This is a genomic window from Brevibacterium sp. CFH 10365, assembly GCF_009299785.1.
Classification (GTDB): Bacteria; Actinomycetota; Actinomycetes; order Actinomycetales; family Brevibacteriaceae; genus Brevibacterium; species Brevibacterium limosum.
The window spans coordinates 86,348-113,325 of sequence record NZ_VIGO01000004.1 but is presented as its reverse complement, the minus strand read 5'-3'; the positions used below and the strand labels follow the sequence as shown (position 1 = coordinate 113,325).

Here is a 26,978-nt window from a genome sequence, read left to right as displayed (position 1 = left end):
CGTGCCTGACGTGTCTCGCACCGGGGTGAGAGCCGCCCGAAATCTTTTGCGCACTTGTGCGCTTAATTCTTTGCGCAGATTTGAGCTTAATCCTGTGGGCGGGCAATGTACAACTCTCAGGCGGTGGTGCGGCGCCGGAAGTCCGGTTGTGTCGCTGTCGATGGCTCTGCGCCGGGGGATGCAATAGGCTGTGGTCTGGCTCGCAATCCGAGTCGATGCGCACTGCGGTGGGCGCCCCCGTGAGAGTTACTGAGGCTTCGGACCGGAGCGTCGGTCTCGCCCCGCCCGCGCCGGCACCGACGACATCGCATATCTGAAGGATTCTCATGCCCGAAGCGGCACATTCGAACCAGTCCACCTCCACCGCCGACGTAACCGGCGCCCCCACCGCCGACGCCAACGGCAGCGCGACTGCCGGCTCCGATGCCACGGCGGGGGCCGCCTCGGCGGAGCAGCCCGCCCCGTACGGCAGCCCGCAGACCTCGGCTCCCGCGGCGCCGCCTCGGCGAATCCGGACCCTCGACCTCATCAAGGCCAAGGCCGAAGGCCGACGGTGGGCGATGCTGACCAGCTACGACCAGTACACGGCGGCCCTGTTCGAACAGGCCGGGGTCGAGGCCCTGCTCATCGGCGATTCCGCGGCGAACAACGTCTTCGGCCACGCGACCACCCTGCCGGTCACCGTCGACGAACTCATCCCGCTGGCCCGGGCCGTCGCCTCGGCGACGAATCGTGCGCTCATCGTCGCCGATCTGCCCTTCGGCAGCTACGAGATCTCCGATGAGCAGGCCGTGGCCACGGCCGTGCGCTTCATGAAGGAAGCCGGAGTCCACGCGGTCAAGCTCGAGGGCGGGGCGCGGATGGCCTCACGGATCAAGGCGATCACGGCGGCGGGCATCCCCGTCATGGCGCACATCGGCTTCACCCCGCAGGCCGAGCACAACCTCGGCGGATACAAGGTCCAAGGCCGCGGCGACGCAGGCAACGCGCTGCTCGACGATGCCCGCGCCGTGGCCGAGGCCGGAGCGTTCTCCGTGGTCATGGAGATGGTCCCCTCCGGGCTGGCCGGGCAGGTCACCGCCGAACTCGACATCCCCACCGTGGGCATCGGCGCCGGTGCGGACTGCGACGCCCAGGTCCTCGTGTGGCAGGACATGGCGGGCCTGCGCACGGGGAAGGCCCCACGCTTCGTCAAGCGCTACGCCGACCTGCATTCGGTGCTCACCGAGGCGGTCGGAACGTATGTCGAGGAAGTGAAGTCCGGGGTCTTCCCCGAACCCGAGAGGAGCTTCGACTGATGGAGGTCGGCGGCATCCAAGCGCTGCGCCGGTGGAGGGCCGAGCAGTCCGGCCGCATCGGTCTCGTCCCGACCATGGGTGCCCTGCACTCCGGGCATCAGGCGCTCATGACCCGTGCCCGCGCCGAGTCGGATCTCGTCGTCGCCTCGATCTTCGTCAACCCGCTCCAGTTCGGCGCCGACGAGGACTTCGTCCAGTACCCGCGCCCGATCGAAGAGGACCTGAAGAGGTGCGAGGAAGCCGGAGTCGACTTCGTCTTCGCCCCGGCGCTGGCGGAGATGTACCCGTCCGCGCCCGAGGTGCGCGTCGTCGCCGGTCGCATGGGTGCCGTGTTCGAGGGCGCGGCCAGGCCCGGGCACTTCGACGGCGTGCTCACCGTCGTGGCGAAGCTCTTCACCCTCATCGCCCCCGATATCACCGTGTTCGGGCTCAAGGACATCCAGCAATTCGTCCTGGTCAAACGCATGATCGCCGACCTCAACTTCGATATCGAGATCATCGGCCTGCCCGTCGTCCGCGACGCCGACGGCCTGGCGATGTCGAGCCGCAACTCCTATCTGGACTCCGAGGATCGGGCCCGTTCCCTGGCGATTCCGCGGGCTCTCGACGCCGCCGCCGAGGTGGCCGAGGGTGGCCGTGAAACGGCGGGTTCGGATGCCGGCGGCGGCGCGGGTGTGGGCCTGCCTGCCGCGGTCGAGGCCGCCGCGCTGGCCGAGCTGGAACCGGCCGCCGAGCGCGGGGATCTCGAGATCGTCTACTGCAGCCTCGTCGAGGCTGCGACCCTGCGACCGTGCCCGCCGGACTTCACGGGACCAGCTCTGCTGCTCGTGTCCGCGACGGTCGGCGGGACACATCTCATCGACAATCTGCCGCTGGAATTCTGATCACACAGGTGCGCGTCTGAACGTCCCGCGGCGAGGATCAGCCTCGGCGCCCCGCCCTTTCAGCGGTCCGGCGGGCCTCAGAGGGGGATCGCGATGACGGCGATGCCGATGATGAGCAGGATGACCGTGGAGGCGGCCTCGATGAAGAAATCGGCGCTGCGGTGCGCCATCGCAGAGGCGGCGAGACTGGCCATGCACGCAAGCACGAGCTGGTAGGACAGGAGCACGCCGAGAATGAGGAGGACGAGCACCGTATAGTCCACGCCGGTCGGGGAGGCGGGGACGAGGGTCGGCAAGATTGCGAGGAAGAACAGGCCGACCTTCGGGTTGCTCAGCGACGAGATGATGCCGCGGCGATAGGACACGACCGAGCGCAGGTGACCCCGCGAGGTCGACTCCATGACTGAGGCGATCTCGGTGACGGGGCCGTCCGCGGGGGCGGTCGACGAGGCGGGGGAGACGTCTGTGGTGGATCCACCTGTCGCCTCGGCGGTCTTCAGCTCACGGCGCAGGCGAAGGGCCTGCCGACCCGCGAGGATGCCGAGGAGACAGAGGTAGAGACCGCCGCCGATCTTGAGCACCTGCACCGCGGCCGGGTAGACGGTCAGCAGTGCGGAGACGCCCGTGAGCGCGAGCACCATCCAGATCACGGTGCCCGTGGCCGTGCCGAGCGCATAGACGAGTCCGGCCTTGCGGCGCAGCGAGGACAGACGGATCGTGAGGATCGTCTCGGGACCGGGGGTGACGGCCAGTGCGGCGGCGGCTCCGGTGATGGTGAGGATCTCGGGTCCGGTCACGGCGCTCCTTCGGAAGATGAGTGAGTCGACGGGGATGAGGCACAGGGGTGTTCTCCGATCTCAGTGGAGACGAACACTATTCTGCCTGAGCCGATCAATCGGGAACAGCAACTGATCATGAACGATCATCAGGCAGTTCCTAACGATTTTCCGGTGATCGGCGGCTACCCTTGGGAACATGTGGGATCTCAACCGGCTGCGAGTCTGGCGGGCCGTCGCCGCCACCGGCTCCGTGGTCGCAGCGGCGAAGAGCCTCAACTACACACCGGCGACCGTCAGCCAGCACATCACCACCCTGCAGAAGGCCGTCGGGGCACCTCTGTATCGGCGTTCGGGACGCGGCATCGAGATCACCGAGCTCGGCAGACGCTTGGCCGATGATTCGGCGGAGGTCTTCACCGCGGTCGGCCGCCTCGACGACCTGGTCGAGAGCTTCCGCAACGTCAGCCGACCCCGTCTGCGGATCGCAGCATTCACCTCGTTCAACGCACGTCTGCTGCCGGGCATCATCGAGACCGTGGCCCGCGACCATCCGCACCTGCGCTTCGACATCCAACTCAACGAACCGGCGAAGAACCGGCGCGGGCACTGCCTCATCGAAATCCGGGCCGAGGTCCCGCAGGACGGTGAGATCCACCTGCCGGAGATGACGCGCATCCCGCTCTTCGACGACGACTACCGGGTCGTGGTCCCCGCAGATCACAGGTTCACAGGCCGTGAGACCGTGCCCTTCATCGAGCTCGAGGACGAGCACTGGGTCGACTACGACATGTGGGCCGGGCCCTCGAGCAAGGTCGTCGACCATGCGTGTGCCGCGGCCGGTTTCGAACGCAGGAGCTTCGCCGCCTGTGAGGATGACTTCGCAGCACTGGCCCTCGTCGCCTCGAGCTTGGGCGTCACGGTGCTGCCGCGGCTGTCGACCGTGCAGCTGCCGCCGGGACTCGTCGCCGTCGACCTCACCGACCCCGTCCCGAAGCGCCGGGTCGTCATGCACGTGCGGGAGAACGATGCCCACCTGCCCCACGTCCGCGCCTTCGTCGCCGCCACGGAATCCGCCGTCCGAACCCACCTCACCACCCCTTAATTACTACCCGACGGCGGCCCAGCAACCTCGCGCGAGGTTGCTGGGCCGCCGTCGGGTAGTCCTGGGAGGGGAGATGCGCTGTTCCTCATAGTGGGCTGAGATCCCGCCGGGAGGGTGGTGGGATAGGCTGTTGGGGTGAGTTCTGAAATCGAAATCGGCAGAGGCAAGCGCGGCCGTCGCGCCTATTCCCTCGACGACATCGCCATCGTCCCCGCTCGGCGCACCCGCGATCCCGAAGACGTGTCCCTGAGCTGGCAGATCGACGCCTACCAGTTCGAGCTGCCCTTCATCGGCGCTCCCATGGACTCGGCCATGTCACCGGAGACGGTCATCGCCCTCGGCAGATTCGGCGGCCTCGGCGTCCTCGACCTCGAAGGCCTGTGGACCCGGTATGAGGACCCGACGCCGCAGCTGGCCGAGATCGCCCAGCTGCCGGCAGAGATGGCGACCGCTCGGATGCAGGAGCTCTACTCCGCACCCATCCAGGCCGAACTCATCACCGCTCGCCTCGAGCAGATCCGTGAAGCCGGAGTCACCGTCGCCGGCGCCCTGACCCCGCAGCGGACTCAGGAGTTCTACAAGACCGTCATCGACGCCGGAGTCGACATCTTCGTCATCCGCGGCACCACGGTCTCGGCCGAGCACGTCTCGACCCACTCCGAACCTCTCAACCTCAAGCAATTCATCTACGAACTCGACGTGCCCGTCATCGTCGGCGGAGCCGCCACCTACACCGCGGCCCTGCACCTCATGCGCACCGGTGCCGCCGGCGTCCTCGTCGGCTTCGGCGGGGGAGCGGCGGCCACGACTCGCAAGACTCTGGGCATCCATGCTCCGATGGCCACGGCCGTTGCCGATATCCACGCCGCCAGGCGGGACTATATGGACGAATCCGGCGGCCGCTACGTCCATGTCATCGCCGACGGCGGGCTCGGCACCAGCGGTGAGATCGTCAAGGCCTTCGGGGTCGGCGCCGACGCCGTCATGCTCGGCACCGCCCTGGCCCGGTCGACCGAAGCTCCCGGCCGCGGAATGCACTGGGGCGCCGAAGCTCACCACCCCGAGCTGCCGCGCGGCCACCGGGTGGAGCTGGGCACCGTCGGCAGCCTCGAGCAGGTGCTCTTCGGGCCCGGGCGCACCGCGATCGGCGAACTCAACCTCGCCGGCGCCCTGCGTCGGGCACTGGCCACCACCGGCTACCTCGACCTCAAGGAATTCCAACGCGTCGACGTCACCGTCTCGCCCTACCAGACTGGTTCGGTGGTCTGAACTGTTCCGCCTGGCACTGACCCCCAAATGGCTGGGGTCCCTGCTCCTCGTGCTGGTGCTCGTCACCTGCTTCGTCGGTCTCTCCGCGTGGCAGGTCGACCGAGCCCAGCACAAGAACGACGTCGCCGAATCCTCCGGAGTGAATGAGCTCAAGGACTTCAATGACGTCATGGACGCCCAGGCTCCGATGCCCGGCATCCTCGCCGACCAGCGGGTCAGCCTGTCCGGGCACTGGATCCCCGACGCTCAGATCGTCATCCCCGGCCGCGTCCAGGACGGCGAGTCCGGGTATTGGGTGGTGACGATGTTCGCTCCCGACGGGGGCCACCTCGGTGAGGGTGTCGACGTCGCGAACGCGGAAGAGAAGACGATCGCGATCCCCGTCGTCCGCGGATTCACCACCGACGAGGACACGGCGATGACCTCCGAGGCCCGGGACGGCCAGGTCGAGCTGACCGCGCGGATCGGACCCATCGAAGGCCCCGTCGAGGGCAATGATCTGCCCGACGGGCAGGTGCACACGGTCTCGACCTCGCAGATCATCAACATGTTCCCCGACCTGCTCACCTACTCCGGATTCCTCATTCCCGAAACCGCCGACGGGGCGGCCGCCTCGGTGGGCACCGACGGCCTCGAGCAGGTTCCGACCACGACGACCCGCGACGAGGGCGGATTCGATCTGCAGTCGGCGGTCTACGCCCTCGAATGGATCATCTTCGCGGCCATGGCCCTCTACATGTGGTTCCAGCTGCTGCGCGATGACTACTTCCGGCGCCGCCTCGGCGAGGATTCCCAGGATTCGGAGAAGAGCGTCGAGTATGTTGTCGTCAAGCCCGCGGGCGATGCGACCATCGACCCCGAGGTGATGTCCGGGCTGACCGGACTGCCGGCCCACCGCCACGGCGGGAAGAAGCCCGGGAAGAGACCCGGAAAGCAGGCCGGCACGACCGTCGGATCGACCTCGACCGACGATCCCGCCGACACCGACCCAACCGACACCGACACTTCCACGACCGGAGGAAACTGAGCGTGAGCGAAGAACACGAGTCCTTGGACTCCCGCCCCGACTTCGACGAGAACGATGTGTGGAGCGTCAAACGCTTCACCTCCGCGCGCAATGCGCTGAAGTTCTACCGTGTGATGGCACTCATCACCGGCACGATGCTGCTCATCCTCACGGTCGAGATGATCTACAAGTACCTCATCGCCGCCGATTCCGAGACCGCCCTGACCTTCGGCGACTTCAACCTCGCCGCGGCCATCGCGATCTGCCACGGCTGGTGCTACGTCGTCTACCTCATCGGCTGCTTCTGGCTCAATCAGCAGATGCGCTGGTCGCTCGGCCGCTACCTCATCCTCGCCCTGGCCGGCGTCGTGCCCGTGATGTCGTTCATCTTGGAGCGCCGCATCCACCGCCAGGTCGACGCGGAGCTCGAAGCCGCCGTCGTCGTCGCACCCAAGTCCTAGGACTCAACCCACCCTCGCCGAGGCGGCCCACCGGACCGTGGGCAACCGCGGCTGCTGTGCCGTCCGCACCCACCCTCGCCGAGGCGGCCCACCGGACCGTGGGCAACCGCGGCTGCTGTGCCGTCCGCACCCACCCTCGCCGAGGCGGCCCACCGGACCGTGGGCAACCGCGGCTGCTGTGCCGTCCGCACCCACCCTCGCCGAGGCGGCCCACCGGACCGTGGACACTGGCCGGTAGTTGGTGCTTGCCCCGAATTCGGGCGTCTGGTCGCCGACGCTTAGAATTGGATCATGACGCAATCCCAGAGCACGCAGGTGCCCCCTGTCCTCGTCGTCGATTTCGGCGCCCAGTACGCCCAGCTCATCGCACGGCGCATCCGCGAAGCCGGCCTGTACTCGGAGATCATCGCCCACGACGCCCCCGCCGTCGAGTTCGCGGCGAAGAACCCCGTGGCCATCGTGCTCTCCGGTGGACCCTCGAGCGTCAACGACGCCGCAGCCCCGAACTTCGACACCGAGGTGTTCGACCTCGGCATCCCGACGATGGGCATCTGCTACGGCTTCCAGCTCATGTCGACGGCGCTGGGCGGCCGCGTGGCCAAGACCGCTAAGCGCGAATACGGATCGACCCCGGTCTCCGTGTCCCAGACCGGCGCACTGCTGGCCGAGACCCCCGAGAACTACAAGGTCTGGATGTCCCACGGGGACTCCGTCGCCGAGGCGCCCGCCGGCTTCGACGTCCTCGCCTCCACCCCGGACACTCCCGTCGCGGCCTTCGAATCCGCGGCGAAGAGGTTCGCCGGTGTGCAGTGGCATCCCGAGGTCCTCCACTCGGAGAACGGACAGCAGATCCTCGAGAACTTCCTCTACAACGTCGCCGGCCTCGAAGCCGACTGGACGAACGAATCCGTCATCGACGAGCAGGTCGAACTCATCCGCGCCCGCGTCGGATCGAAGAAGGTCATCTGCGGACTCTCCGGAGGCGTCGACTCCTCCGTGGCCGCGGCGCTCGTCCACAAGGCCATCGGCGACCAGCTCACCTGCGTGTTCGTCGACCACGGTCTGCTGCGTCAGGACGAACGCGTCCAGGTCGAGCAAGACTACGTCGACTCGATCGGGGTCCGCCTGGTCACCGTCGACGCCCGTGAGCAGTTCCTGTCCCAACTCGCCGGCGTCACCGACCCGGAGGAGAAGCGCAAGATCATCGGCCGCGAGTTCATCCGCACCTTCGAGACCGCCGCCGCCGATCTCGTCCTCGAGGCCCAGGAGGGTGAGGGCGAAGACATCGCCTTCCTCGTCCAGGGCACCCTCTACCCCGACGTCGTCGAATCCGGCGGCGGCTCGGGGACCGCGAACATCAAGAGCCACCACAATGTCGGCGGCCTGCCCGACGACATCCAGTTCCAGCTCATCGAACCCCTGCGTGCCCTGTTCAAGGACGAGGTCCGGGCCATCGGCCGCGAGCTCGGCGTGCCCGAGGGCATCGTCTCCCGGCAGCCCTTCCCCGGCCCCGGCCTGGGCATCCGCATCATCGGCGAGGTCACCGAAGAGCGCCTGACCACCCTGCGCAGGGCCGATGCCATCGCCCGCGAAGAGCTGACGAAGGCCGGCCTCGACGGGGAGATCTGGCAGTGCCCGGTCGTCCTGCTCGCCGATGTCCGCTCCGTCGGCGTCCAGGGCGACGGCCGCACCTACGGCCACCCCGTCGTGCTGCGCCCGGTCTCGAGCGAGGACGCGATGACCGCCGACTGGACGCGCATCCCCTACGATGTGCTCTCCGTGATCTCCAACCGCATCACCAACGAGGTCGACGACATCAACCGCGTCGTCCTCGACGTCACCTCGAAGCCCCCGGGCACCATCGAATGGGAGTGATCCTCCGCGACCGTTGACGGGTGAACGTGCGGACGCCCTCACCGAGGCGGCCTCGAACGCGACCCCCGACTACTCGTCCTGAACACCGTTCAGTTACAGTGGTAGGGTGCTCGAGGCCGCCTCGGGCGTTCCCGATCCCGGTCCGGGAGGATCACGAGCAATGGAGTACTCATGACACAGGCCCACAGCGCAACCTCGGCGGGGATCACCCGTCCCCGCTCCACCGCCGGCGATATCGCCCTCATCGCGGTCTTCGCGGCGATGCTCGCGGCTTTTGCGATGATGCCCCCGGTCCCGGTGGGTCCCCTCGGTGTGCCGATCACCCTGCAGACCTTCGCGATCGCCCTGTGCGGAATGGTGCTCGGACCCTGGCGCGGATTCGCAGCCACCCTGCTCTACGTCGTCCTCGGTCTCATCGGTCTTCCGATCTTCTCGGGAATGCGCGGCGGAATCGGCGTCCTCGCGGGCCCGAGCGCCGGCTACATCCTCTCCTTCGCCCTCTACGCTCTCCTCGCCGGCCTCATCGCCGGCTGGGCAGTGCGTCGCTTCAGCGGAATGAAGCTCGGTGCGGTGCTGTTCCTCGGCGGTTTCGGCGGCAGCCTCCTGCTCAATCACCCGCTGGGCATCCTCGGCATGTCGATCAACGGCGACCTGCCCCTCGGCGTCGCAGCCGTCGCGGACCTTGCCTACTGGCCCGGTGACGTCGTGAAGAACATCCTGGCCGCCTCGGTGGCGGTGCTCATCCACCGCGCGTTCCCCGACGTGCTGCGCCGCCGGGGTATCAGCGTCGAGTCGGTGTCGGCCAGGCAGGCGCAGGGCACGAAGTGACACGGGAGATCCGGATGAGCGACGTCGGCGTCGGAGTCCTCGACGACGGACCCGACGGCGATGTCGTGCGCCCGATCCTGCAGGACGTCAACCTCACCCTGACCGAGGACATCGTCGCCGTCATCGGCGCGAACGGTTCGGGGAAGTCGACTCTGCTGCAGCTGTTCAACGGACTGGTCACCGCGAACGCGGGGCAGGTCCTCGTCGACGGGGTCGATCCGCGTCGGCAGCCGGCGAAGGTGCGTTCGCGGGTCGGCTTCGTCTTCACCGATCCGGCCGCGCAGCTGGTCATGCCGACCCCGATCGAAGACATCGAACTGTCCCTGCGCAAGTCTGTGCCCAAGCGCGAGCGGCGGGCCGCGGCCCTGGCGGTGCTCGACGAGCTCGGCATCGCTGACCTCGCCGAACGCAGCGTCTACGAACTCTCCGGCGGTCAGCGTCAGCTCGTGGCCCTGGCCGCGGTGCTCGCCGTGGATCCGCAGATCCTCGTCCTCGACGAGCCGACGACCCTGCTCGATCTGCGCAACAGGGAGCGGCTGCGCGTGCATCTGCACGACCTCGTGGCCCGCCGCGGGGTGCGCATCATCCTGACCACCCATGACCTCGAGTTCGCGCAGATCGCCCAGCGTGCGATCGTCGTCGAGGACGGTCGGATCGCTGCCGATGCCACCCCCGCCGAGGCGATCGAGACCTACCGGGACCTCATCATGAGCGATACGCCATGACCGGGCAGGTCACGTGGCGCAGGAACGCCGGCATCAGGGCCCGACCGCAGCTCTTCGGGAAGGTGGCGCATCCGCGGGGATGGCTGCACGACGTGCCGACGGGAGTGAAGCTGGCGGTGATCGCCGTGATCGGCATCGTTGCGCTCATCTTCCGTGACGCGGTCATCAACTGGTCGATGTTCGCCGTCCTCGTCGTCATCGGCTTCACCGCCCGGCTGCGGCTGAAGCACGTCCTGCGCACGTGGATCTACGTGGCGGTGCTCGTGGCGATCGTCATGGGACTGCAGTACCTCTTCGGCTCCATGGAGTCGGGTCTGGCCGTCGGCGGGACCGTGTTCGCCTGTGTGCAGGCGGCGCTGATCCTGACCCTGACGACGTCGGTGGCACAGCTGCTCGACACGTTCACCGTGCTCGTCTCACCGCTGCGATTCTTCGGGGCCAACACCGAGGCGATCGCGCTGACGGCGAGCCTCATGGTCCGAGCGATCTCGCATATCTCCGGACTGCTCGGGGAGGCCGAACGCGCCGCCCGCGCCCGTGGGCTGGATTCGAGCATCAAGGCCCGGATCGTGCCGGCGATCCTGCGGTCGGTGAAATATGCGCAGGACACGGGGCGGGCGCTCGATGCCCGCGGCGTCGTGGACTGACCTGCAGCGTCGACTATGTCCGGACCGACTCTGCAGACGTCAGGCACCGGATTCTCTCGGCTCAGCCGGTCTTGAGCCGGGACTCAGTGGAACACCCGGTGTGAGGAGTAGCCTCGGCGGAAGAGGACTCGAACCCCTCCAGAACCGAAGGAGACATGATGACCGGCACCGAGAACACAGTCCTGTTGGCCATGGACTTCCAGAACGGCATCGCCGGCGACGACGCCTTCGCCTCCACCGGTGTGCTCGAACGAGCCAGAGACGCCGTCGCCGCAGCGCGTACGCACGACATCCCCGTCGTCTGGGTGCGGGTCGCCCTGCGTGCGGGGCACCCGGAGTTGGCGGCAACGGCTTCGTTCGCGCAGATCGCCGCTCACGGCGACGTCGACGAAACGCATGCCTCGACGAGCATCCACGAGACTCTCGACCGCCATCAGGGTGAGCCGATCGTGACCAAACGTCGCATCAGCGCCTTCACCGGCAGCGACCTCGAGGTCCTGCTGCGCGGCTATGGGGCGTCGTCTCTCGTACTCGCCGGAGTCGCCACGAGCGGAGTCGTGCTCTCGACGGTGCGTCAGGCCGCCGATCTCGACTTCGAACTCACCGTGCTCTCCGACGCCTGCGCCGATCGCGACCCCGAGGTCCACCAAGTGCTCACCGAGAAGGTGTTCCCCAAGCAGGCGAAGGTGGTCACTGTCGCCGACTGGACGATGAGTCTCGGCTGAGGCGCCGGCCTTTCAGTAGGGGAGAGGGTTCTCCAGCCCGGAGTTGACCATCGAGCTGAACCCGCGACCGAGCACCTGCGGGGCGGGATTCTCGATCGCCCGCGAATAGTGGCCGACGAGCTGTGAACACACGCTCTTCCAGCTCCGCGCCTGCACCTGCTCACGACCGGCGACACCGAATGCCCGACGCTTCGCCTCGTCGCCGAGGAGATCGGCCGCATGCGCTCGCATGGCGCGCAGGTCCTTCGGGGTGTAGAGCCACCCGGTGTGGGAGGAGTCGACGAGGTCGAGCGGGCCGCCTCGGGCAGGGGCGATGACCGGCACCTCGGAGGCCATCGCCTCCTGGATCGTCTGACAGAAGGTCTCGAGCTCACCCGGAGCGACCATGAGGTCGAAGCTCGCCACCGCTTGGGCGAGGGCATCCCCGCCGAGGAACCCGGTGAAATGAGCCTCCGGCAGCAGCCGCTGCAGACGTGACCGCCAGGGACCGTCACCGACGATGACGACCTTCGCCCCGGGCAGGTCGGTGAGCGCGGCGAGATCCTCGACCTGCTTCTCCGCCGCCAGGCGGCCGACGAAGCCGATGATCTTCTCACCGTTCGGGGCAGCGGTTCGTCGCCACACCTCTGACCGATGGCTGGGATCGAACCGGGAGGAATCGACCCCACGGGCCCACAGGGCCACCTCGGCGACACCGAGCCCTTCCAGCTGATCGATCGTGTACGACGATGGGGCCAGCGTCAGGGAGGAATGCTGGTGGAGGTTGCGCACGTGATTCCACAGCATGGCCTCGATGCCGTGCATTCCGTACCGGGCGGCATAGGCGGGAACCTCGGTCTGGTAGATCGCCACGGTCGGCAGGTCGAGCGCCTGAGCGGCGAGCACCCCGCGCCAGCCGAGGACGAACGGGCTGGCCAGGTGGACGACGTCGGGGGCGAAACGCTGCAGCAGCCGGCGGATGCGGGTGACACCGCCGGGGGCGACGCGGATGCGCCGATACTTCGGCAAGGCGATGGAGGGGACCCGGACGATGCGGGCGCCTGCGACCTCCTTCGGTCCGTCCCTGCGCGTGCCCGGAGCGATGACGAGGACCTCGTCGCCGCGGTCGGCCAGATGGTCGAGGACGCGCAGGAGTGAGTGGGTGACCCCATTCATATTGGGGAGGAAGGATTCTGCAATGATCGCTACTCTCACGGCTTCCAGCTAAGGCCCGTCGAGTGACGAACGTGTGACCCGAAGGCGACAGGTCGGCGACATCTGGCCGAAATCGGCCCGGCACTTCCCGCCTCGGTGTCCGGATGGTGACCTGTTCGCGACGATTCTGAACCCCGCGTAAACTGAGGTGTCGGAAATGCTCGCGCAGCACATGGAACGAGGGGAATGGCCGTGGTCTGGTTCATCGTCGGCGGTTGTGTACTCGCTGCCCTCATCGTCCTCTTCCTCATCCTCACGGTCCTGCGCTTCAATCAGCTGTCCATGGCCCGGTCGGTGTGCGACGAAGCCAAACGCCAGCTCATCGGCGAGATCCGCGCCCGCCACGCCCTCGTGCCCGCCTATCTCGGCACCCTCCAGCAGATCGCCGGGCAAGACCTGTCCACGCTCGAACTCGCGCTCGCCTCCGCCGAACGCGCACCCTTCGACCACCGCGGAGCCGCCGCCGAAAACGCCCTGACGGCTGCCGTCAACGACGCCGCCCTCATCCCCGCGGCTCTCACGGAGAGGTCTCTGACCTCGGACTACGCCCGTTCCCAGCAGGCGGCGGTCAACGAAGAGATCGACACGACGATCCAGCTGCTGCACGGTCAGCTGCAGGTGCTGACCGAACGGATCCTCGCCGGCGCCCGCTTCTACAACACGAACGTCGAACGCTATCACCGGCAGCGGATGCGCCCGGTCTCCCGACTCTTCAGCAACGTCTTCAAGGCCCGCGCCCCGTTCACCGAGGCGATCGATGACGATGGCAGTCCCGGCACGGCGGGCCCCGCCTCGGCGAGGATGACGCCATGACCCGCTTCCGCCTCGATCTGGGCTACCGCGGCACGGATTTCCACGGCTGGGCCAAGCAGCCGGGTCTGCGCACGGTCCAAGACGCCGTCGAATCCGGGCTCGAACGGATCACCGGCACCGAGGCGGCCACCGTCGTCGCCGGACGCACCGACGCCGGAGTCCACGCCCGACGCCAGGTCGTCCACATCGATCTCGGCGATGAGGCGATCGAGAAGCTCATCGGCCAGTCGAATCGATCCGCCGAGGCGGCCCTCCTGTCCCGGCTGCGCGGAGTCCTCGCCGCCGACGGGTTCCACGACATCGTCATCCACGCCGTGACCGAGGTGCCCGATGACTTCGACGCCCGGTTCTCCGCGTTATGGCGGTCGTATCAGTACCGGCTGGCCGATCACCGATCCTTCATCGATCCGCTGCTGACCCCAGTGACCCCACGCCACAAGGGTGAGCTCGATGCCGAAGCGATGGCCGAGGCCGCGAGCGAAGTCCAGGGCCTCCACGACTTCCTGCCGTTCTGCAAACCCCGCGAGGGAGCGACGACGATCCGCACCCTTCACGAACTGCGAGTCGAACGCGATCAGGACGCGGTCATCACCATCGATCTGCGAGCCGATGCCTTCTGCCATCACATGGTCAGGGCACTCGTCGGCGGACTGATCAAGGTCGGATCCGGCAATTGGGCGGTGACGCGTCCGGCCGAACTCATCGCCGAGGCCGACGCCGGGCTGACCCCGGACGTGCCCATGTTCGTCACTCCCGCCGAAGGCCTGGTCCTCACCGAAGTCGGCTACCCGGCACCCGAGGACTATGCCGCCCGTGCCGCGCAGACCATGGCCCGCCGCGACCAGGAGTAGGTCCGCTGCCGACCGGGAAAACGCGGTCTGCCTAGCCGCTCTTGACGACCGATGTCGTGTTCATGTGAGAATTCCTCTTTCCAGGTGTGAGAATCCTGTGTAGATTTACATCCAGGTAACCTTACGTTCGCATTGGCACTGCAGGATGGGCACGTCTCCCTCTCCACCGCACGGTTGATGTGTGCACCACGAAATCCTGAAGGAACTGAATATATGTCCAAGCTTGTCTCCAAGGTCGTGGCTACCGGGGCGGCGGTGTCGATGCTGACGCTGCCCGGCCTCGCTCCGGCCATCGCCGCACCCGGGCTCGGCGAGGGGCAACCCTCGACAACGACGACCTCTCCTGCCGACGATTCCCAGCCGAACGCGGACGACGCGGCAACCGCGGCGAACGACGCTGCCACGTCCTCGGACGACGCACAGACCGATGGCGCTGCCACGCCGACCGACGAATCCGCCTCGGCGCAGGCAGCCGAGGCCGGCACCCAGGTGCAGCTGCTCAACATCACCGATTTCCACGGACGCATCTCCGACGCAGGGGCCACGGTGGCTTCCGTCGTCGAAGAACAGCGCGATGCCTTCGCGGACAAGGGCGGAACGGCGATGCTGTCCGCTGGTGACAACATCGGCGCCTCTCCGTACAACTCGTCCTCGGCCAAGGACACGCCCACGCTCGACGTGCTCAACGCGATCGGCGTCGAAGCCTCGGCGGTGGGCAACCACGAATTCGACCGCGGGGTCGAGGACCTCACCTCGCGCGTGAACACCGAGGCGGACTTCCCGCACCTCGGCGCCAACGTCTACGACAAGGGCAGCAAGAACGTCGTCGACGGCCTCGACGAGTACACGATGGTCGATGTCGACGGAGTCAAGGTCGCCGTCATCGGCGTCGTCACGAAGGAGACCGCCACACTGGTCTCCCCGGACGGCATCTCCTCGATCGATTTCGGTGACCCCACGGACGCCGTCAATCGGGTCGCCGACGAGATCGACGAGTTGCCGACCGACGAACAGCCGGACATGACGGTCGTCGAGGCCCACCTCGGCGCCTCATCGACGAAGAGCCTCGAGGATGCGAAAGCCTCGAACGCGGAGTTCGACAAGCTCGTCACCGAGGCCGATGCCTCGATCGACGTGCTCTTCACCGGCCACACCCACCTGCCCTACAGCTTCGAGGCCCCGGTGCCCGGCGATGCGGACCGGACCCGCCCGGTCCTCGAAGCCGGCAGCTACGGTTCGCATGTCGGCCAGGTCCAGCTCACCGCCGACGGCGACGGCGAATGGTCGACCGATGCCGCCGAGCTGCTGAGCACCGAGGACAAGAGCTATGACTCGCCCGTCGTCGACGAGGTCGAGAAGATCGTCGCCGAGGCGGACGAAGCGGCCAAGGTGCCCGGGTCGGTCGTGCACGGAAAGATCTCCGAGGACATCACACGCGCTTTCACCGACGGCAACGAAGACCGCGGTGGCGAGTCGACCCTGGGCAACCTCGTCGCCGATGCACTCAAGGACGGCGTGAAGGGGTCGCAGCTGGAAGAGGCCGACTTCGGAATCACGAATCCCGGCGGTCTGCGCACCGACCTGCTCTGCGATCACATCTACAACACCGAGGAGAAGTGCGAGGTCACGGCCGCGGAACTCAACGAGGTGCTGCCCTTCGCCAACGATCACGGAGTGGTGACGATGAAGGGTGCCGACGTCATCGGGCTCTTCGAAGAGCAGTGGCAGCCCGAGGGCGCGCGCAACCAGTTCCTTCACCTGGGCATCTCCGACGAACTCGACGTCGTCTACGATTTGTCGGCCGAGCGCGGCGAGCACGTGAAGTCGGTCAAGGTCAACGGCGAAGCCATCGACGCGGACAAGGACTACCGGGTCGCGACCCTGAGCTTCCTGGCCGCCGGCGGTGACAACTTCTCCTCCTTCGCCGAGGGCACATTCGAGCAGTCGGGACTGACCGACTTCGACGCGTGGGTGAACTACTTCGAAGAGAACACCCCGGTCTCACCGGATCAGAACGAGCGCCAGGCCGATGCGGTCAAGGACGTCATCAACAGCGGTGATCTGAGCGCCGAGCTGACCGGCCCGGACACCATCAAACCTGGTGAGAGCGCCGAGTTCGTGCTCAAGACGAATGCGAAGTCCGAGGTGGCAGGTCCCGTCGACGTCACCGTCGACCGGCCGGACGGCTTCACCGCCGAGGCGGCCGCGCGGTCCGAGGATCAGTCGGCTTCCGCCGGTGCCACCACGGACAAGGCCCCTGAGGTCAGCGCCGAGGCGGCTGCGAAGACGATCACCCTCGACTCGATCCCAGCGGGGGAGTCCGAGACCCCTGTGACCGTGACCGCACCGGACGACGCTTCGGGTGAGGTGACCGTCAAGGTCAGCCTGCAGGCCAACGCCGAGGGTCCGTGGTGGGATGACAATCCGCTGCCTCTGGCGCATGAGTTCGAGGCCACCGCCGCAGTCGGTGACGACGCGAATGCTGCGGCCGGCGATGACGGGTCGGCCGACGGCGGCAACGCAGACGGTGGTGCCGCAGACGGCGGGTCGGCTGATGGTGGCGACAACGCCGCAGGCAGTGCCGATGGCGGCGACAGCGCTGCCGGCGGCAACGCCGATGGTGCGAACGCGTCGGCCGACGGCGGTTCGGCCGACGAGTCCGGAAGCGATGCGAGCGGTTCGAAGGACGGCGGCGACCTGCCGCGCACCGGCTTCGAGACCTTCAACATCGTCGCTGCGGCCCTGGCGCTCATCGTGGCCGGAGGCACCGCGGTCACGGTGGTCCGTCGCCGCAAGCTCAGCCTCCAGAGCTGAGTCGGCGGCCGCCGTTCATGCGGCGAAGCTGCTGCCAGCTGAGCGAAGCTGATCTCCCGACGGGCCGGTCGGGAACAGGCTGAGCCGTGCTAGGGCCAGAGCCACGGGGCCGGGCTGATGCCAGAGTCACGGGTCGGGGCTGATGCCAGACAGGCGGGGCCGGAGTGTCTATCTCCGGCCCCGCCGTTGTTCGCAGGCGCATTTCTCGCGGAACCATCCCGCACCGTCACTGCCGAGTCCACCACCTACGTGCCGGAGACTGTGGTTCGCTCGGGAGATCTGTGCGTGGCATCCCTCACTGTCAGTGCCGTATCGAACAGGTGGTCGCAAGGTGCACCGGTGCAAAGGGGTGTTATGCCGCTGCGGAGGGGTGTTGCGAGGAAAGCCGGGTGCTGCGGCTGACGGTGAGGGATGCCCGGGGGAGTCAGCGGCGGGGCGGTGCGTCGGTCCCGGCTTCAGCTCCGGCCCCAGCCTCGGCCCCGACCTCGCCCTCGGCCCTGGCCTCGGCGTCGGCCTCGGCCTCAGCCCCGGCCCCGGCCTCAGCCCCGCCCTCGGCCCTGGGGTCGGCGTCCGGCTCGTCCGCGGCAGTCGGGGCCGGCGGGAGACCGGCGCGGAAGGTCTCGAGGTGAGTGAGCACCGGGACGAGGAAGAGGATGCCGACGGCCGGCACCACGATGCCCGAGTCGTTGATGAGGGTGCCGACTCCCAGCAGGATCGCCAGGCTGATCAGCGTTGCCCGCAGCAGCGGGATCCGCCGGTAGGCGTCCTGGAGTCCGCGCAGTCTGAATCGCGCAGGATCGAGCGCCATCCAGAACACGCCGATGATGATGAGCGGCAGCACCAGAGTCATCCACGACTGAGTGAGGATGTCGATGTTCATCCCGATCTTGCGGGCCAGGACGCTGAGCGCCTGACCGCTGATGATCGAGTCGAAGAAGCGGCCGAAGTGCGTGCGCTGGTCGGCCGGACGCAGCCAGTCTAGGAACAGCACAGTGAGCATGACGACTCCGGCGACGCCCACCGTCAGCCCCAGGCGCTTGAGCGAGAAGCGGATGCTCGCCGCGGCCAGCACGAGGTAGGCGACTCCGATGATGAGCGTCGGCACGGAGCCGAACTTCGTGCCCAGACCGGGTGCGGCGAGGATGACGCAGGAGACGAGCACGGGCAGAGTGACGATGAGGACGCGATGGAGCGGCTTGGTCACCAGGGATGCGAACCCGGCGACCGCCAACAGCAGCGCACAGCAGTACAGCGCCAACGCCGAGTTGCCGATCCCGTAGAACCGGGACGCGATGAGCAGCGGCTCACCCAGCAGAGTCGACATCTGCAGCTGGGAACCGGTGACGACGTCGTAGGCGAGAACGGCGACGGTCACGGTGGAGACGAAGAGCACCGGCCCGAACTTGTGCCGCCGCCAGGGGCCGACCAGCGCCGCCACTCCGAGCAGCAGCGCCCACCCGGCCAAGGCTCCGAGCATCGCGATGTCCGGGTTCGTCGCCCGCTCCCACGGCACCGTGTTGACCAGGTACGTCGAGATCGGCATCGCCGCGAAGACCACGCCGAGGCGGTACGCCCCGGAATGGACGAGCTCACGATGGTTCTTCCGCATGAACCACGCCAGCGCCAGAAGGCCGACCATGAGCACGGCGACGACGGGGAAGAACCACGTCGACAGATCGTTCTGCGTCTTCACCGCCACCTGCCGGTCGAGCACCGCCTGATAGCGCGATTGCCAATCGGAGCCGTCCGCCCCCGAGGTCATCGGTGCCCCGGCCGCATTGTCCATCTCCTCGGCCCCGGACAGAGCTACGAGCGTCGGCGCCAGGTCAGGCACCTGCACCAATCCGGGCTGCCGCGTCGATGACGATGTGAGCAGCCCCGCCGGCTTCCCCGGTTCGACCACCATCGTCGCCTGCATCGACGAGCCCTCATGGGTGCCGTCGGCGATCGAGGAGAACACCACCGGAACACGTCCCTCGCCGAGGCGGTTCGGCTGCTCCGCACTCATCCACCCGGTCGATTCGAGGATGTCCCCGACCTGAGCGTCGAGGTCCTTCAGCGAATAGCCGTCGGCAGCGGTATTGCCGAGATCGACGAGGGTGAGCTCACCGTCCCCGGCCGATCTCGCGACGTCGGTGCCCAGGTCGGAGCCGACGGGCGACCAGCTCTCGACATGCCCGGAAGGAGTGGCGGCGGCGATGGCGGCACCGTTGCCGAAGGCGCGGATATCGGGCACCGCCTCGGCGAGGGCACCGAGCGACGCATCGTAGTTGTCACCGCGGGCCACCTGCGCGTACACGTCCCAATCGGCGACCCAGCCGTCGAGCGGTGACGCCGGTACGCGGCATTGGTCACGCGGTTCGTCGGCGGCCCGCCGGCCGGATCCCAGACCCAGCCAGCCGTCGACCGGGCAGCTCGTCGAGCGCACGGAGCGCGGTGTGATCGTCCCGATCTGCCCGCCCTTCATCATCACCCACAGGTGCGGGGTGGTGCGCGGATCGAGGTCCTCGAAGCTGAACCCGGAGACGTTGATCGACACGACCCCGGAATTCGCCGAGGCGGCCCCACCGTCGTCCTGGCCCGCAGCCGGGGCCGCCTGCCCTGCTTGGGGCAGGCCGAGAACGAGCAGGGCGATGGCCAGAATCCCGAGGAGAAGCCGGGCGGCGGGAGAGGTCACGGGGGCTGTCACCGGTGAGCCTCCTCGGCGTGTTCAGCACTGAGGGCCAGCAGGAAGGGCAGCAGCACCATGGCTCCTGTCGACGGCACAGCGACCCCGGAATCGGTGAGCACGAGCCCGACGCCGAGCCCGGTGGCGGCGGCGAGGAAGCCGAAGTGCAGGTCGGAATCGGTGAAGAGCTGGGGGAGTCGTCCCCGCCACTTGTTGACCAGGCGTCCGGTGCGGCTGCCCGCGTGGACGCGGGGGAAGTGGAGGAGATAGCGGAGGAAGACGAGGACCGCGATGAGCGCGAGCGGGGTGACGATGGCCAGGGCCGGGTTGACCTGGATGATGTGGAGGTTCGCCCCCAGCTTGCGGCCGACCACCTGCAGGGCCTCGCCCGTGACGATCTGGTCGAAGAACGTGCCGAAGTGCGAACGTGCCCCGGCCGGGCGCAGCCAGTCGAGGAAGGCGATGCCGATGAGGATGGCCAGCGACGCCACACCGATGAGGGCGAGGCGGAGGAGAGTCAGACGGATCTTCGACAGCAGCGCGAGCAGGACCATGAGGCCGGCGAGGATGGCGATCGTACCGCCGAACTTCGCACCCCAGGACGGATTGCCGGAGACGAACACGGCGGCGAGACCGATGATGACCGGCACGATGATCACGGCACGAGTGTGGCCGCGTGCTCGCAGCCAGGACACCACGAGTCCCAAGAAGATGAAGAGGCTGACGATGAAGATCGCAGCGCCCTGATTGCCCAGTCCGTAGTAACGGCCGCCGACGATCGGGTTGTATCCGAGCAGCGAGTTCGCCTGCAGGTGGGACCCGGTGGCCAGGTCGACGGCGAGGATGAGCAGGTTCGCCCCGGCCAGCGCGCCGACGCGTCCGCGCCAGGTCCGACCCCACGGCGGGATGAGAGCGAGGACGAACAGAGCGGCGGCCGTGCCGATGACCGAGAGGAACAGACCGAGCCCGGGATCGGCCGTCCGCGACCAGGGGACGAGTCCGGCGAGGAACGCACCCATCGGCAGGGACGCGACGCCCAAGGACACCCAGCCGAGGAATCGGTGCACGCGCGGGGCCCGGGTGGCCCCGCCTCGGCGACCGAGGATGGAGCGGTTGAGCAGAACCGCACACGCGATGAAGAGGACGTAGAAGATGATGTCGAGGGTGATCGAGAACGTCGAGAGGTTCTGGTGGATCGTCGTCGACTTCTGCGCCTCCGCGACGAGATCGTCGATGCGCTGCTGCGGATCATCATCGGTTGGGGTGAAGTCGAAGCCGACGGCACGCGGGGAATCGACATCGAGGACATCGAGGATGCCCGGCGCCAGATCGGTGATCTGCAGCAGCCCCGGGGTGCGGGTCGTCGCCGAGGACAGAGACCCGGGTTCGAATCCGGGTCCGGAAGCGATGAACGCCCGCAGCTGCGGCATACCGGAACTGTCGCCGAGGCCCGCGACGATGATCGTCGGATCGGCCGCCCCGTCCTTCGCGTTCTCCCGCATTTCTGTCAGACGCACGCCGAGGCGGCGGTCGGCTTCGGCGACGCGGGTCTCCCGGTCGAAGTTCGGCGGCACGGTGTAGGAGTAGTTCGGGATCGGGTCGAACAGCCAGGAGCGGATGCCGATCGCGCCGAGGTCGACGACGTCGAGGCGGCAGTCCGTGGCGGTCGCGTTCTCCGTGAAGTTCGTCACCACCCCGCTCTCGTCCGCGGTGGCATAGGCGGCGCCGGGGCCTTCGGCGGCGACGCAGGATTCGAGCAGAGAGTCCTCATCGTCCGCCTCGGTGCCGGCAGGCACGGCCGTGCCGGATTCGGCGACGGTGCGCGCGAGCATCCCGAAGTCGACGGAGTACCCGGAGCCGACATTGGGCTCCTTGACCGCGTCGAAGCCCTCGATCCGGGCCGTCGTCGCTCCTGCCGCAGATCGATCGGCATGGGCTTCATCACTCTTCTTCGCCTCCTTCGCTGAGGCGGCCCCGGAGCCCTCGCCCTCGTGCGCCGGTTCTGCGGCACCGGCATCGGAGTCGAGGGAATCGTGATCGACGTCCGTGGTGGGGGCGATCATCGTCGGGCAGCGGGCCGAGTCATCGGGGTCGGCATCCTCGGCGACGGGGGAGGGCCCGGCCTGGGCACGGGCGCCCGCGCCGAAGGACAGCCAGCCGGAGGCGGGACAGGTGGCCGCGCCGATCGTGCGCACATTGAGATTCGCGGCCGCACCCTCGGAGAGAAGGCGATAGAGGTTCGGAGTGCGCTCGGGATCGATATCATCGATGGTCAGACCCGGAATGCCGAAGACGACCGTCTTCCCCGCCGGGGAGCTGCTGGGGTCCGTGGCCTGGGCCGAGGATGCGCTCACGTCCGCAGTCGGGCCTCCGCCCGATGCCTGAGCGGAGACGGGACCGACGCCGAGCCCTGCCGTCAGGAGCCCGACCAGGAGACCCAGCATCAGGATTCTCAATGCGGGAAGTCGGAAGGGCAGGCTGGAGAGAGTCGGCACAGATCAATACTATCGGCTCAGGTTTCGACTGGTCCTGAGACCGCTCTGGGCGTTTGCTCCCCGGGCCTGGGGCCATGTATATTTGATTGTCGTTGTGTGTGCTTGTCGCACTCCCTTACATAGCCTCATGCGTTGCAGGCCCGTAGGTGAGGGGAATGCGTCGATAGGCTCACCCGATTGAAGACAACCAGCGCTTGAGACCCATTGGACTCACGACCCGATGAGGATCCGGCGCTGCACTGAACAAGATACGAAAAGAAGGCTACTTTTGCGTACGTACACAGCTAAGCCCGGTGACATCGAGCACCAGTGGCACGTCATTGACGCCACTGACCAGGTGCTCGGTCGCCTTGCTTCGCAGGTTGCACGCCTCCTGCGCGGCAAGCACAAGACCACGTTCACTCCGAACACCGACACCGGTGACTTCGTCATCATCATCAACGCCGACAAGGTCGCGCTGACAGGTGCGAAGCTCGAGAAGAAGCGCGCTTACCGTCACTCCGGTTACCCGGGTGGCCTCAAGAGCGTGAACTACGCCGAGCTCCTCGCCACCCACCCCGAGCGTGCAGTCGAAAAGGCTGTCGCCGGTATGGTCCCGAAGACTCGTCTCGGACGTGCCCAGATGCAGAAGCTGAAGGTCTATGCAGGTGCCGAGCACCCGCACGCCGCTCAGAATCCGCAGCCGTACGAACTCAGCCAGGTCGCGCAGTAAGCGCCTGAGCTCTAGACATCCCGAGGAGAACCGTGGCTGATACCACCAACGCGACAGAAACTGTCGAAGAAGAGATCACCGAATACACTTCCGAGACTCCCGCATCCGCTGGCCTGGGCGAAAGCACCGCCGGCGGACGTGGACAGTCCCTGACCGCTCCCGGCAACGGAGTGGGCCGCCGCAAGCAGGCAATTGCTCGCGTGCGCCTCATCCCCGGTACCGGTGAGTGGACGATCAACGGACGTACTCTCGAAGAGTACTTCCCGAACAAGCTGCACCAGCAGCTCGTCAACGAGCCCTTCACGCTGCTGGACCTCGGCGGACGTTTCGACGTCGTCGTGCGCATCTCCGGCGGTGGACCCTCCGGCCAGGCTGGCGCCGTCCGCCTGGGAGTGGCTCGTTCGCTCAACCAGATCGACGCGGAGTCCAACCGCGCCGAGCTGAAGAAGGCCGGATACCTCAGCCGCGATGCTCGCGTTCCTGAGCGCAAGAAGGCCGGTCTCAAAAAGGCCCGCAAGGCACCTCAGTTCTCGAAGCGCTGATCTCACTGGCGAACCGACTGTGGCTGGTCTGCCACTGAGTCGCAGTCATCGACAGTTCAGCATCATGAACATGAGAATGCGGTCCCGAACCAGGTTCGGGGCCGCATTTGTCATATCCGGACTCGGCGGCGCACGCTCGCTGCCGTCACCGTTGGGGCGGTGACCCCCGTCGCGCTCACCCCGCGGCGCTCAGCTCTGCGGCGCGCAGCCTCGCGGCGCGCAACCTCGCGGCGCGCACTCCTGCGGCGCTCACCCGCGCGGCGCGCAACCCGTCGTTCAAGCCGAAGCGCAGATAGCGAAAGGTGCACGGGTCGATTTCTGCGCTCCGTCTTGAACCAGCCATTGGCACGCTGCGATCGGCCGCCTCGGCGAGGGTGCCGTGACGCACCCAGCGGATCGACTAAGATCGACTCCGACATTGACGAAAGGATCCTCACATGTCTCGACTCTTCGGCACCGATGGAGTACGCGGTCTGGCCAACCGCGACATCACGGCCAAACTCGCGCTCCAGCTCTCCGTCGCCGGCTCCCGCGTGCTCAGCCGCGGCTGGACCGGTGAGAAGCGACCCTTCGCGGTGGTCGGTCGTGACACACGGGTGTCGGGCGAATTCCTCTCCGCCGCCTTGAGCGCAGGAATCGCGTCGACCGGAGTCGATGTGCTCGACGCGGGAACGCTGCCGACTCCTGGCGTCGCCGAGGTGGTCAAGGACACCGGTGCCGCATTCGGCGTCGTCATCTCCGCCTCCCACAACCCCATGCCCGACAACGGGATCAAGTTCTTCGCCGCCGGCGGCACGAAGCTCGACGACGCGGTCGAGGACGAGATCCTCGAGATCTTCGACCAGGACTGGGACCGCCCGACCGGTGCCGACGTCGGCCACATCTCCCGCTACCCGGCCGCCGCCGATGAGTACACCGAGCACCTCGTGCGCAGCCTCGGCGCCGAGAGCGCGCGCCCCCTGTCGGGGCTCAAGGTCGTCGTCGACTGCGCCCACGGCGCCGCCTCGATCGTGGGACCTGCCGCTCTGCGCCAGGCCGGTGCCGAGGTCATCGTCTCCGCCGCCGAACCCGACGGCTTCAACATCAACGACGGAGTGGGATCGACCCACCTCGAACCGCTGCAGCGCCTCGTCGTCGAGACCCAGTCCGATCTGGGCGTGGCCTTCGACGGCGACGCCGATCGCTGCCTGGCCGTGGACTCCCTGGGCCGCGTCGTCAACGGCGACCAGGTCATGGGCATCCTGGCGATCGGACTCAAGGAACTCGGTGTGCTGAAGGGCAGCACCCTGGTCACGACCGTCATGTCGAACCTGGGACTGAAGCAGGCGATGGACAAGTACGGCATCAGGACCGTGCAGACCGCTGTCGGAGACCGGTATGTGCTCGAGCGGATGCTCGCCGACGGGTATGTGCTCGGCGGGGAGCAGTCCGGACACGTGCTCATGCTCGATCACGGCACCACCGGCGACGGAGTGCAGACGGCCCTGCACCTGATGAAGCGGATGGCCGATGCCAAGCGGACCCTGGCCGACCTCGCCGCGGAGATCCCCCAGCTGCCGCAGGCGCTCGTCAACGTCAAGGGCGTCGACAAGAACAACGTCGATCATCCGCAGGTCGCCGCCGAAGTCGCCGCCGTCGAGGCCGAACTCGCCGACACCGGCCGGGTGCTGCTGCGGGCCTCGGGCACCGAGCCGCTCATCCGCGTCATGGTCGAAGCCGCCACCGAGGACACCGCCACCGCCCAGGCCGATCGCCTGGCCGCGTCGGTCAAACAGCACCTCGCGCTGTAGCGGCTGAGGGGCTTCTGTCCGAGCTCCGCGGCACTCACCTCACCGTCGCTCAAACTGCCTCACCGCCGCTCAACGCCGCTCAACTTCGCTCAGGTAACGCGAAGCTCGAAAAAGTCGTCACTGGCGACGACTTTTTCGAGCTTCGCGTTACCCGAGCCTGTGGATTCGAGTTCGCGTTTATCCACAGGTGCGGAATTGACTGTTGTGGTGGATTGCTCGGCTCCGGAATGCTTGACGCATGTTCGCGTGTCTGACCTCGGCCGAGCTCAACGCAGCCGGATTGAGCTCCCACCAGCTGCGAGTCGCCGAACGCTGCTGCCTGAGGAGAGTCCGGCGCGGCATCTACGTAGTGACGGCGGTCTGTACCGATCCGGCGCATCAGTTCATCGCTGCCGTCGGTGCAGTGTCCGGAACCACCTTGCCGCGTGAGTCGGCAGGGGCGCTGAAGAAGAATGAAGATCTGCGCATCCTCGTGCGTTCCTATGTCGATGACCTTCCGGACGGAGCGGTCTTCTCTCACCGGAGTGCCCTGATCGCCCACGGCCTCTCGATCCCGTTTTTCGACAACGACGCACCTTCCCGAGTTGAATTCGCCCATCCGGAGATCGGCGCGCGGCGTTCCTTCGTCCACGTCTGGAAGAGGCCGCTGGAAGGGGACACCGAGGTCGTCAATGATTGCCGGGTCACCACATTGCTTCGGACCCTGCTGGACGTGTCCCGCGACTGCCCTCTGGCTTTCGCCGTCGCTGTCGTGGACGAGGCGATCCGGCGAAATCTCGTTTCTGCCCGAGAGTTCGCGGACTACTGTGCCCACAATCCGGTGAGAACCCGGCAGGGACGCATCAACGCAGCAGTTGCGAATGTCGATGCTCGGCGGGAGTCTGTTGCCGAATCGATCACAGCGGTCCGGTTCGTCGAATACTCAGTGCCGGGATTCGAACCGCAAGTGGTGATTCGCGATGAGAATGGGGACTTCGTAGCGAGGACCGACTTCGCCAACCAGAAGGCGCATGTCATCGCTGAATTCGACGGTGCCGGCAAGTACTATCTCGACGGTGCCGACCCGAAACAGGCGTTCGAACTTGAGCGCCGCAGAGAGTATTCTCTACGCAATCTTGGCTTTCAGGTCTTCAGAATCACCTGGAAGGACCTTTTCAAAGGTGACCTCTTCCTGCGCATCAAGGACAGCGTCAAACGGCGCAGCACACAGACGGCCTGACGCGTGACCTCTGCAGCCGATCTTGCAAGCCGACGGCACACTGCTCACGCGAGAAGTTGTGACTACCGGCCTGCCGAGTCGCATGGCCTCCCTCAGGTCACGCGAATCTCGAAAAAGTCATCACCGGCGACGAGTCTTTCGAGAGTCGCGTGACCTGAGCGGCGGCCGGGGTGGCTCACGGTCTCCGGAGTGGGCTTCCGCGACCGGATGGCAGGACGAAATCGCTTCCCGAACTCCCTCGCAGCGCTCCGACGTAAGTGCGATGTAAGTGTCGGCTGGCA

The 26,978-nt window shown here is 67.2% G+C and carries 22 protein-coding genes; 18 read left to right on the top strand and 4 right to left on the bottom strand.

The annotated features are described in order from the left end of the window. The first annotated feature begins 326 nt into the window (after positions 1–326). Together panB and panC are read left to right on the top strand one after the other, a co-directional pair. Complete coding sequence (gene panB / locus FHG09_RS09130) at positions 327–1,298, top strand: 3-methyl-2-oxobutanoate hydroxymethyltransferase (RefSeq protein ID WP_227492658.1); 972 nt, start codon at positions 327–329, stop codon at positions 1,296–1,298. After that, entirely contained in the window at positions 1,298–2,182 is an 885-nt protein-coding gene (gene panC, locus FHG09_RS09125; RefSeq protein ID WP_152347348.1) for a pantoate--beta-alanine ligase, read from the top strand. Before panB ends, panC begins: the two co-directional genes overlap by 1 nt. A 77-nt stretch (positions 2,183–2,259) precedes the next feature. On the opposite strand, the gene FHG09_RS09120 is transcribed toward panC, so the two are convergent. After that, positions 2,260–2,979 (bottom strand): LysE family translocator, encoded by a 720-nt coding sequence (locus tag FHG09_RS09120; RefSeq protein WP_152347347.1) that lies wholly within the window; start codon positions 2,977–2,979, stop codon positions 2,260–2,262. Between the two features lie 178 nt (positions 2,980–3,157). Here FHG09_RS09120 and FHG09_RS09115 point away from each other — a divergent pair, with 178 nt between their 5' ends. The 9 genes from FHG09_RS09115 to FHG09_RS09075 all read left to right on the top strand — a co-directional run bounded on the left by FHG09_RS09115 (position 3,158) and on the right by FHG09_RS09075 (position 11,599). Then, entirely contained in the window at positions 3,158–4,063 is a 906-nt protein-coding gene (locus tag FHG09_RS09115; protein ID WP_152347346.1) for a LysR family transcriptional regulator, read from the top strand. Positions 4,064–4,198: 135 nt separating this feature from the next. After that, positions 4,199–5,332, top strand: coding sequence for a GuaB3 family IMP dehydrogenase-related protein (locus tag FHG09_RS09110; protein ID WP_152347345.1), 1,134 nt, complete (start codon positions 4,199–4,201; stop codon positions 5,330–5,332). Positions 5,333–5,381: 49 nt separating this feature from the next. Continuing rightward, complete coding sequence (locus tag FHG09_RS09105) at positions 5,382–6,359, top strand: SURF1 family protein (protein WP_152347344.1); 978 nt, start codon at positions 5,382–5,384, stop codon at positions 6,357–6,359. 2 nt (positions 6,360–6,361) lie between these two features. After that, on the top strand, positions 6,362–6,799 hold the full coding sequence (locus FHG09_RS09100; protein WP_152347343.1) for a DUF3817 domain-containing protein: 438 nt from the start codon (positions 6,362–6,364) through the stop codon (positions 6,797–6,799). Positions 6,800–7,090: 291 nt separating this feature from the next. After that, positions 7,091–8,674, top strand: coding sequence for a glutamine-hydrolyzing GMP synthase (gene guaA, locus FHG09_RS09095; RefSeq protein ID WP_152347342.1), 1,584 nt, complete (start codon positions 7,091–7,093; stop codon positions 8,672–8,674). 171 nt (positions 8,675–8,845) lie between these two features. Next, a complete protein-coding gene (locus tag FHG09_RS09090) occupies positions 8,846–9,502 on the top strand; it encodes a biotin transporter BioY (RefSeq protein ID WP_152347341.1) in 657 nt (218 codons plus the stop codon). A gap of 14 nt (positions 9,503–9,516) precedes the next feature. Further along, positions 9,517–10,227, top strand: a complete 711-nt coding sequence (locus FHG09_RS09085) for an energy-coupling factor ABC transporter ATP-binding protein (RefSeq protein ID WP_152347340.1) — start codon at positions 9,517–9,519, stop codon at positions 10,225–10,227. Continuing rightward, complete coding sequence (locus FHG09_RS09080; RefSeq protein ID WP_152347339.1) at positions 10,224–10,874, top strand: energy-coupling factor transporter transmembrane component T family protein; 651 nt, start codon at positions 10,224–10,226, stop codon at positions 10,872–10,874. Before FHG09_RS09085 ends, FHG09_RS09080 begins: the two co-directional genes overlap by 4 nt. A 155-nt stretch (positions 10,875–11,029) precedes the next feature. Next, positions 11,030–11,599 carry a cysteine hydrolase family protein gene (locus FHG09_RS09075; protein WP_227492657.1) on the top strand — a complete coding sequence of 190 codons (570 nt, stop codon included), beginning with the start codon at positions 11,030–11,032 and terminating at the stop codon, positions 11,597–11,599. Between the two features lie 12 nt (positions 11,600–11,611). On the opposite strand, the gene FHG09_RS09070 is transcribed toward FHG09_RS09075, so the two are convergent. After that, positions 11,612–12,793 carry a glycosyltransferase family 4 protein gene (locus FHG09_RS09070; RefSeq protein ID WP_193627334.1) on the bottom strand — a complete coding sequence of 394 codons (1,182 nt, stop codon included), beginning with the start codon at positions 12,791–12,793 and terminating at the stop codon, positions 11,612–11,614. A 186-nt stretch (positions 12,794–12,979) separates the two neighbouring features. Between FHG09_RS09070 and FHG09_RS09065 the strand changes: the two genes are divergently transcribed. The 3 genes from FHG09_RS09065 to FHG09_RS09055 all read left to right on the top strand — a co-directional run bounded on the left by FHG09_RS09065 (position 12,980) and on the right by FHG09_RS09055 (position 17,271). Continuing rightward, positions 12,980–13,606, top strand: a complete 627-nt coding sequence (locus FHG09_RS09065; RefSeq protein ID WP_193627333.1) for a LemA family protein — start codon at positions 12,980–12,982, stop codon at positions 13,604–13,606. Continuing rightward, on the top strand, positions 13,603–14,457 hold the full coding sequence (truA, locus tag FHG09_RS09060; protein WP_152347338.1) for a tRNA pseudouridine(38-40) synthase TruA: 855 nt from the start codon (positions 13,603–13,605) through the stop codon (positions 14,455–14,457). Before FHG09_RS09065 ends, truA begins: the two co-directional genes overlap by 4 nt. Positions 14,458–14,670: 213 nt before the next feature. Next, positions 14,671–17,271, top strand: a complete 2,601-nt coding sequence (locus tag FHG09_RS09055) for a bifunctional metallophosphatase/5'-nucleotidase (RefSeq protein WP_152347337.1) — start codon at positions 14,671–14,673, stop codon at positions 17,269–17,271. 424 nt (positions 17,272–17,695) lie between these two features. On the opposite strand, the gene FHG09_RS09045 is transcribed toward FHG09_RS09055, so the two are convergent. Together FHG09_RS09045 and FHG09_RS09040 are read right to left on the bottom strand one after the other, a co-directional pair. Continuing rightward, on the bottom strand, positions 17,696–19,960 hold the full coding sequence (locus FHG09_RS09045; RefSeq protein WP_227492656.1) for a hypothetical protein: 2,265 nt from the start codon (positions 19,958–19,960) through the stop codon (positions 17,696–17,698). Continuing rightward, complete coding sequence (locus FHG09_RS09040) at positions 19,957–22,383, bottom strand: hypothetical protein (protein ID WP_152347336.1); 2,427 nt, start codon at positions 22,381–22,383, stop codon at positions 19,957–19,959. The genes FHG09_RS09045 and FHG09_RS09040 overlap by 4 nt, the downstream gene beginning before the upstream one ends. 319 nt (positions 22,384–22,702) lie before the next feature. Between FHG09_RS09040 and rplM the strand changes: the two genes are divergently transcribed. The 4 genes from rplM to FHG09_RS09020 all read left to right on the top strand — a co-directional run bounded on the left by rplM (position 22,703) and on the right by FHG09_RS09020 (position 26,697). Continuing rightward, complete coding sequence (gene rplM, locus FHG09_RS09035; RefSeq protein ID WP_092011710.1) at positions 22,703–23,146, top strand: 50S ribosomal protein L13; 444 nt, start codon at positions 22,703–22,705, stop codon at positions 23,144–23,146. A gap of 32 nt (positions 23,147–23,178) precedes the next feature. Beyond that, entirely contained in the window at positions 23,179–23,688 is a 510-nt protein-coding gene (gene rpsI, locus FHG09_RS09030; protein ID WP_135810123.1) for a 30S ribosomal protein S9, read from the top strand. A 437-nt stretch (positions 23,689–24,125) separates the two neighbouring features. Then, a complete protein-coding gene (gene glmM / locus FHG09_RS09025; protein WP_152347335.1) occupies positions 24,126–25,478 on the top strand; it encodes a phosphoglucosamine mutase in 1,353 nt (450 codons plus the stop codon). 238 nt (positions 25,479–25,716) lie between these two features. After that, positions 25,717–26,697, top strand: coding sequence for a hypothetical protein (locus FHG09_RS09020; protein ID WP_152347334.1), 981 nt, complete (start codon positions 25,717–25,719; stop codon positions 26,695–26,697). The last annotated feature ends 281 nt before the right edge of the window (positions 26,698–26,978 follow it).

Coding starts and splice junctions, on each gene's coding strand:
- panB (WP_227492658.1), top strand. CDS start 327: ATGCCCGAAGCGGCACATTCGAACCAGTCCACCTCCACCGCCGACGTA.
- panC (WP_152347348.1), top strand. CDS start 1,298: ATGGAGGTCGGCGGCATCCAAGCGCTGCGCCGGTGGAGGGCCGAGCAG.
- FHG09_RS09115 (WP_152347346.1), top strand. CDS start 3,158: ATGTGGGATCTCAACCGGCTGCGAGTCTGGCGGGCCGTCGCCGCCACC.
- guaA (WP_152347342.1), top strand. CDS start 7,091: ATGACGCAATCCCAGAGCACGCAGGTGCCCCCTGTCCTCGTCGTCGAT.
- FHG09_RS09090 (WP_152347341.1), top strand. CDS start 8,846: ATGACACAGGCCCACAGCGCAACCTCGGCGGGGATCACCCGTCCCCGC.
- FHG09_RS09085 (WP_152347340.1), top strand. CDS start 9,517: ATGAGCGACGTCGGCGTCGGAGTCCTCGACGACGGACCCGACGGCGAT.
- FHG09_RS09080 (WP_152347339.1), top strand. CDS start 10,224: ATGACCGGGCAGGTCACGTGGCGCAGGAACGCCGGCATCAGGGCCCGA.
- FHG09_RS09075 (WP_227492657.1), top strand. CDS start 11,030: ATGATGACCGGCACCGAGAACACAGTCCTGTTGGCCATGGACTTCCAG.
- FHG09_RS09065 (WP_193627333.1), top strand. CDS start 12,980: ATGGCCGTGGTCTGGTTCATCGTCGGCGGTTGTGTACTCGCTGCCCTC.
- truA (WP_152347338.1), top strand. CDS start 13,603: ATGACCCGCTTCCGCCTCGATCTGGGCTACCGCGGCACGGATTTCCAC.
- FHG09_RS09055 (WP_152347337.1), top strand. CDS start 14,671: ATGTCCAAGCTTGTCTCCAAGGTCGTGGCTACCGGGGCGGCGGTGTCG.
- FHG09_RS09040 (WP_152347336.1), bottom strand. CDS start 22,383: ATGCTGGGTCTCCTGGTCGGGCTCCTGACGGCAGGGCTCGGCGTCGGT.
- glmM (WP_152347335.1), top strand. CDS start 24,126: ATGTCTCGACTCTTCGGCACCGATGGAGTACGCGGTCTGGCCAACCGC.
- FHG09_RS09020 (WP_152347334.1), top strand. CDS start 25,717: ATGTTCGCGTGTCTGACCTCGGCCGAGCTCAACGCAGCCGGATTGAGC.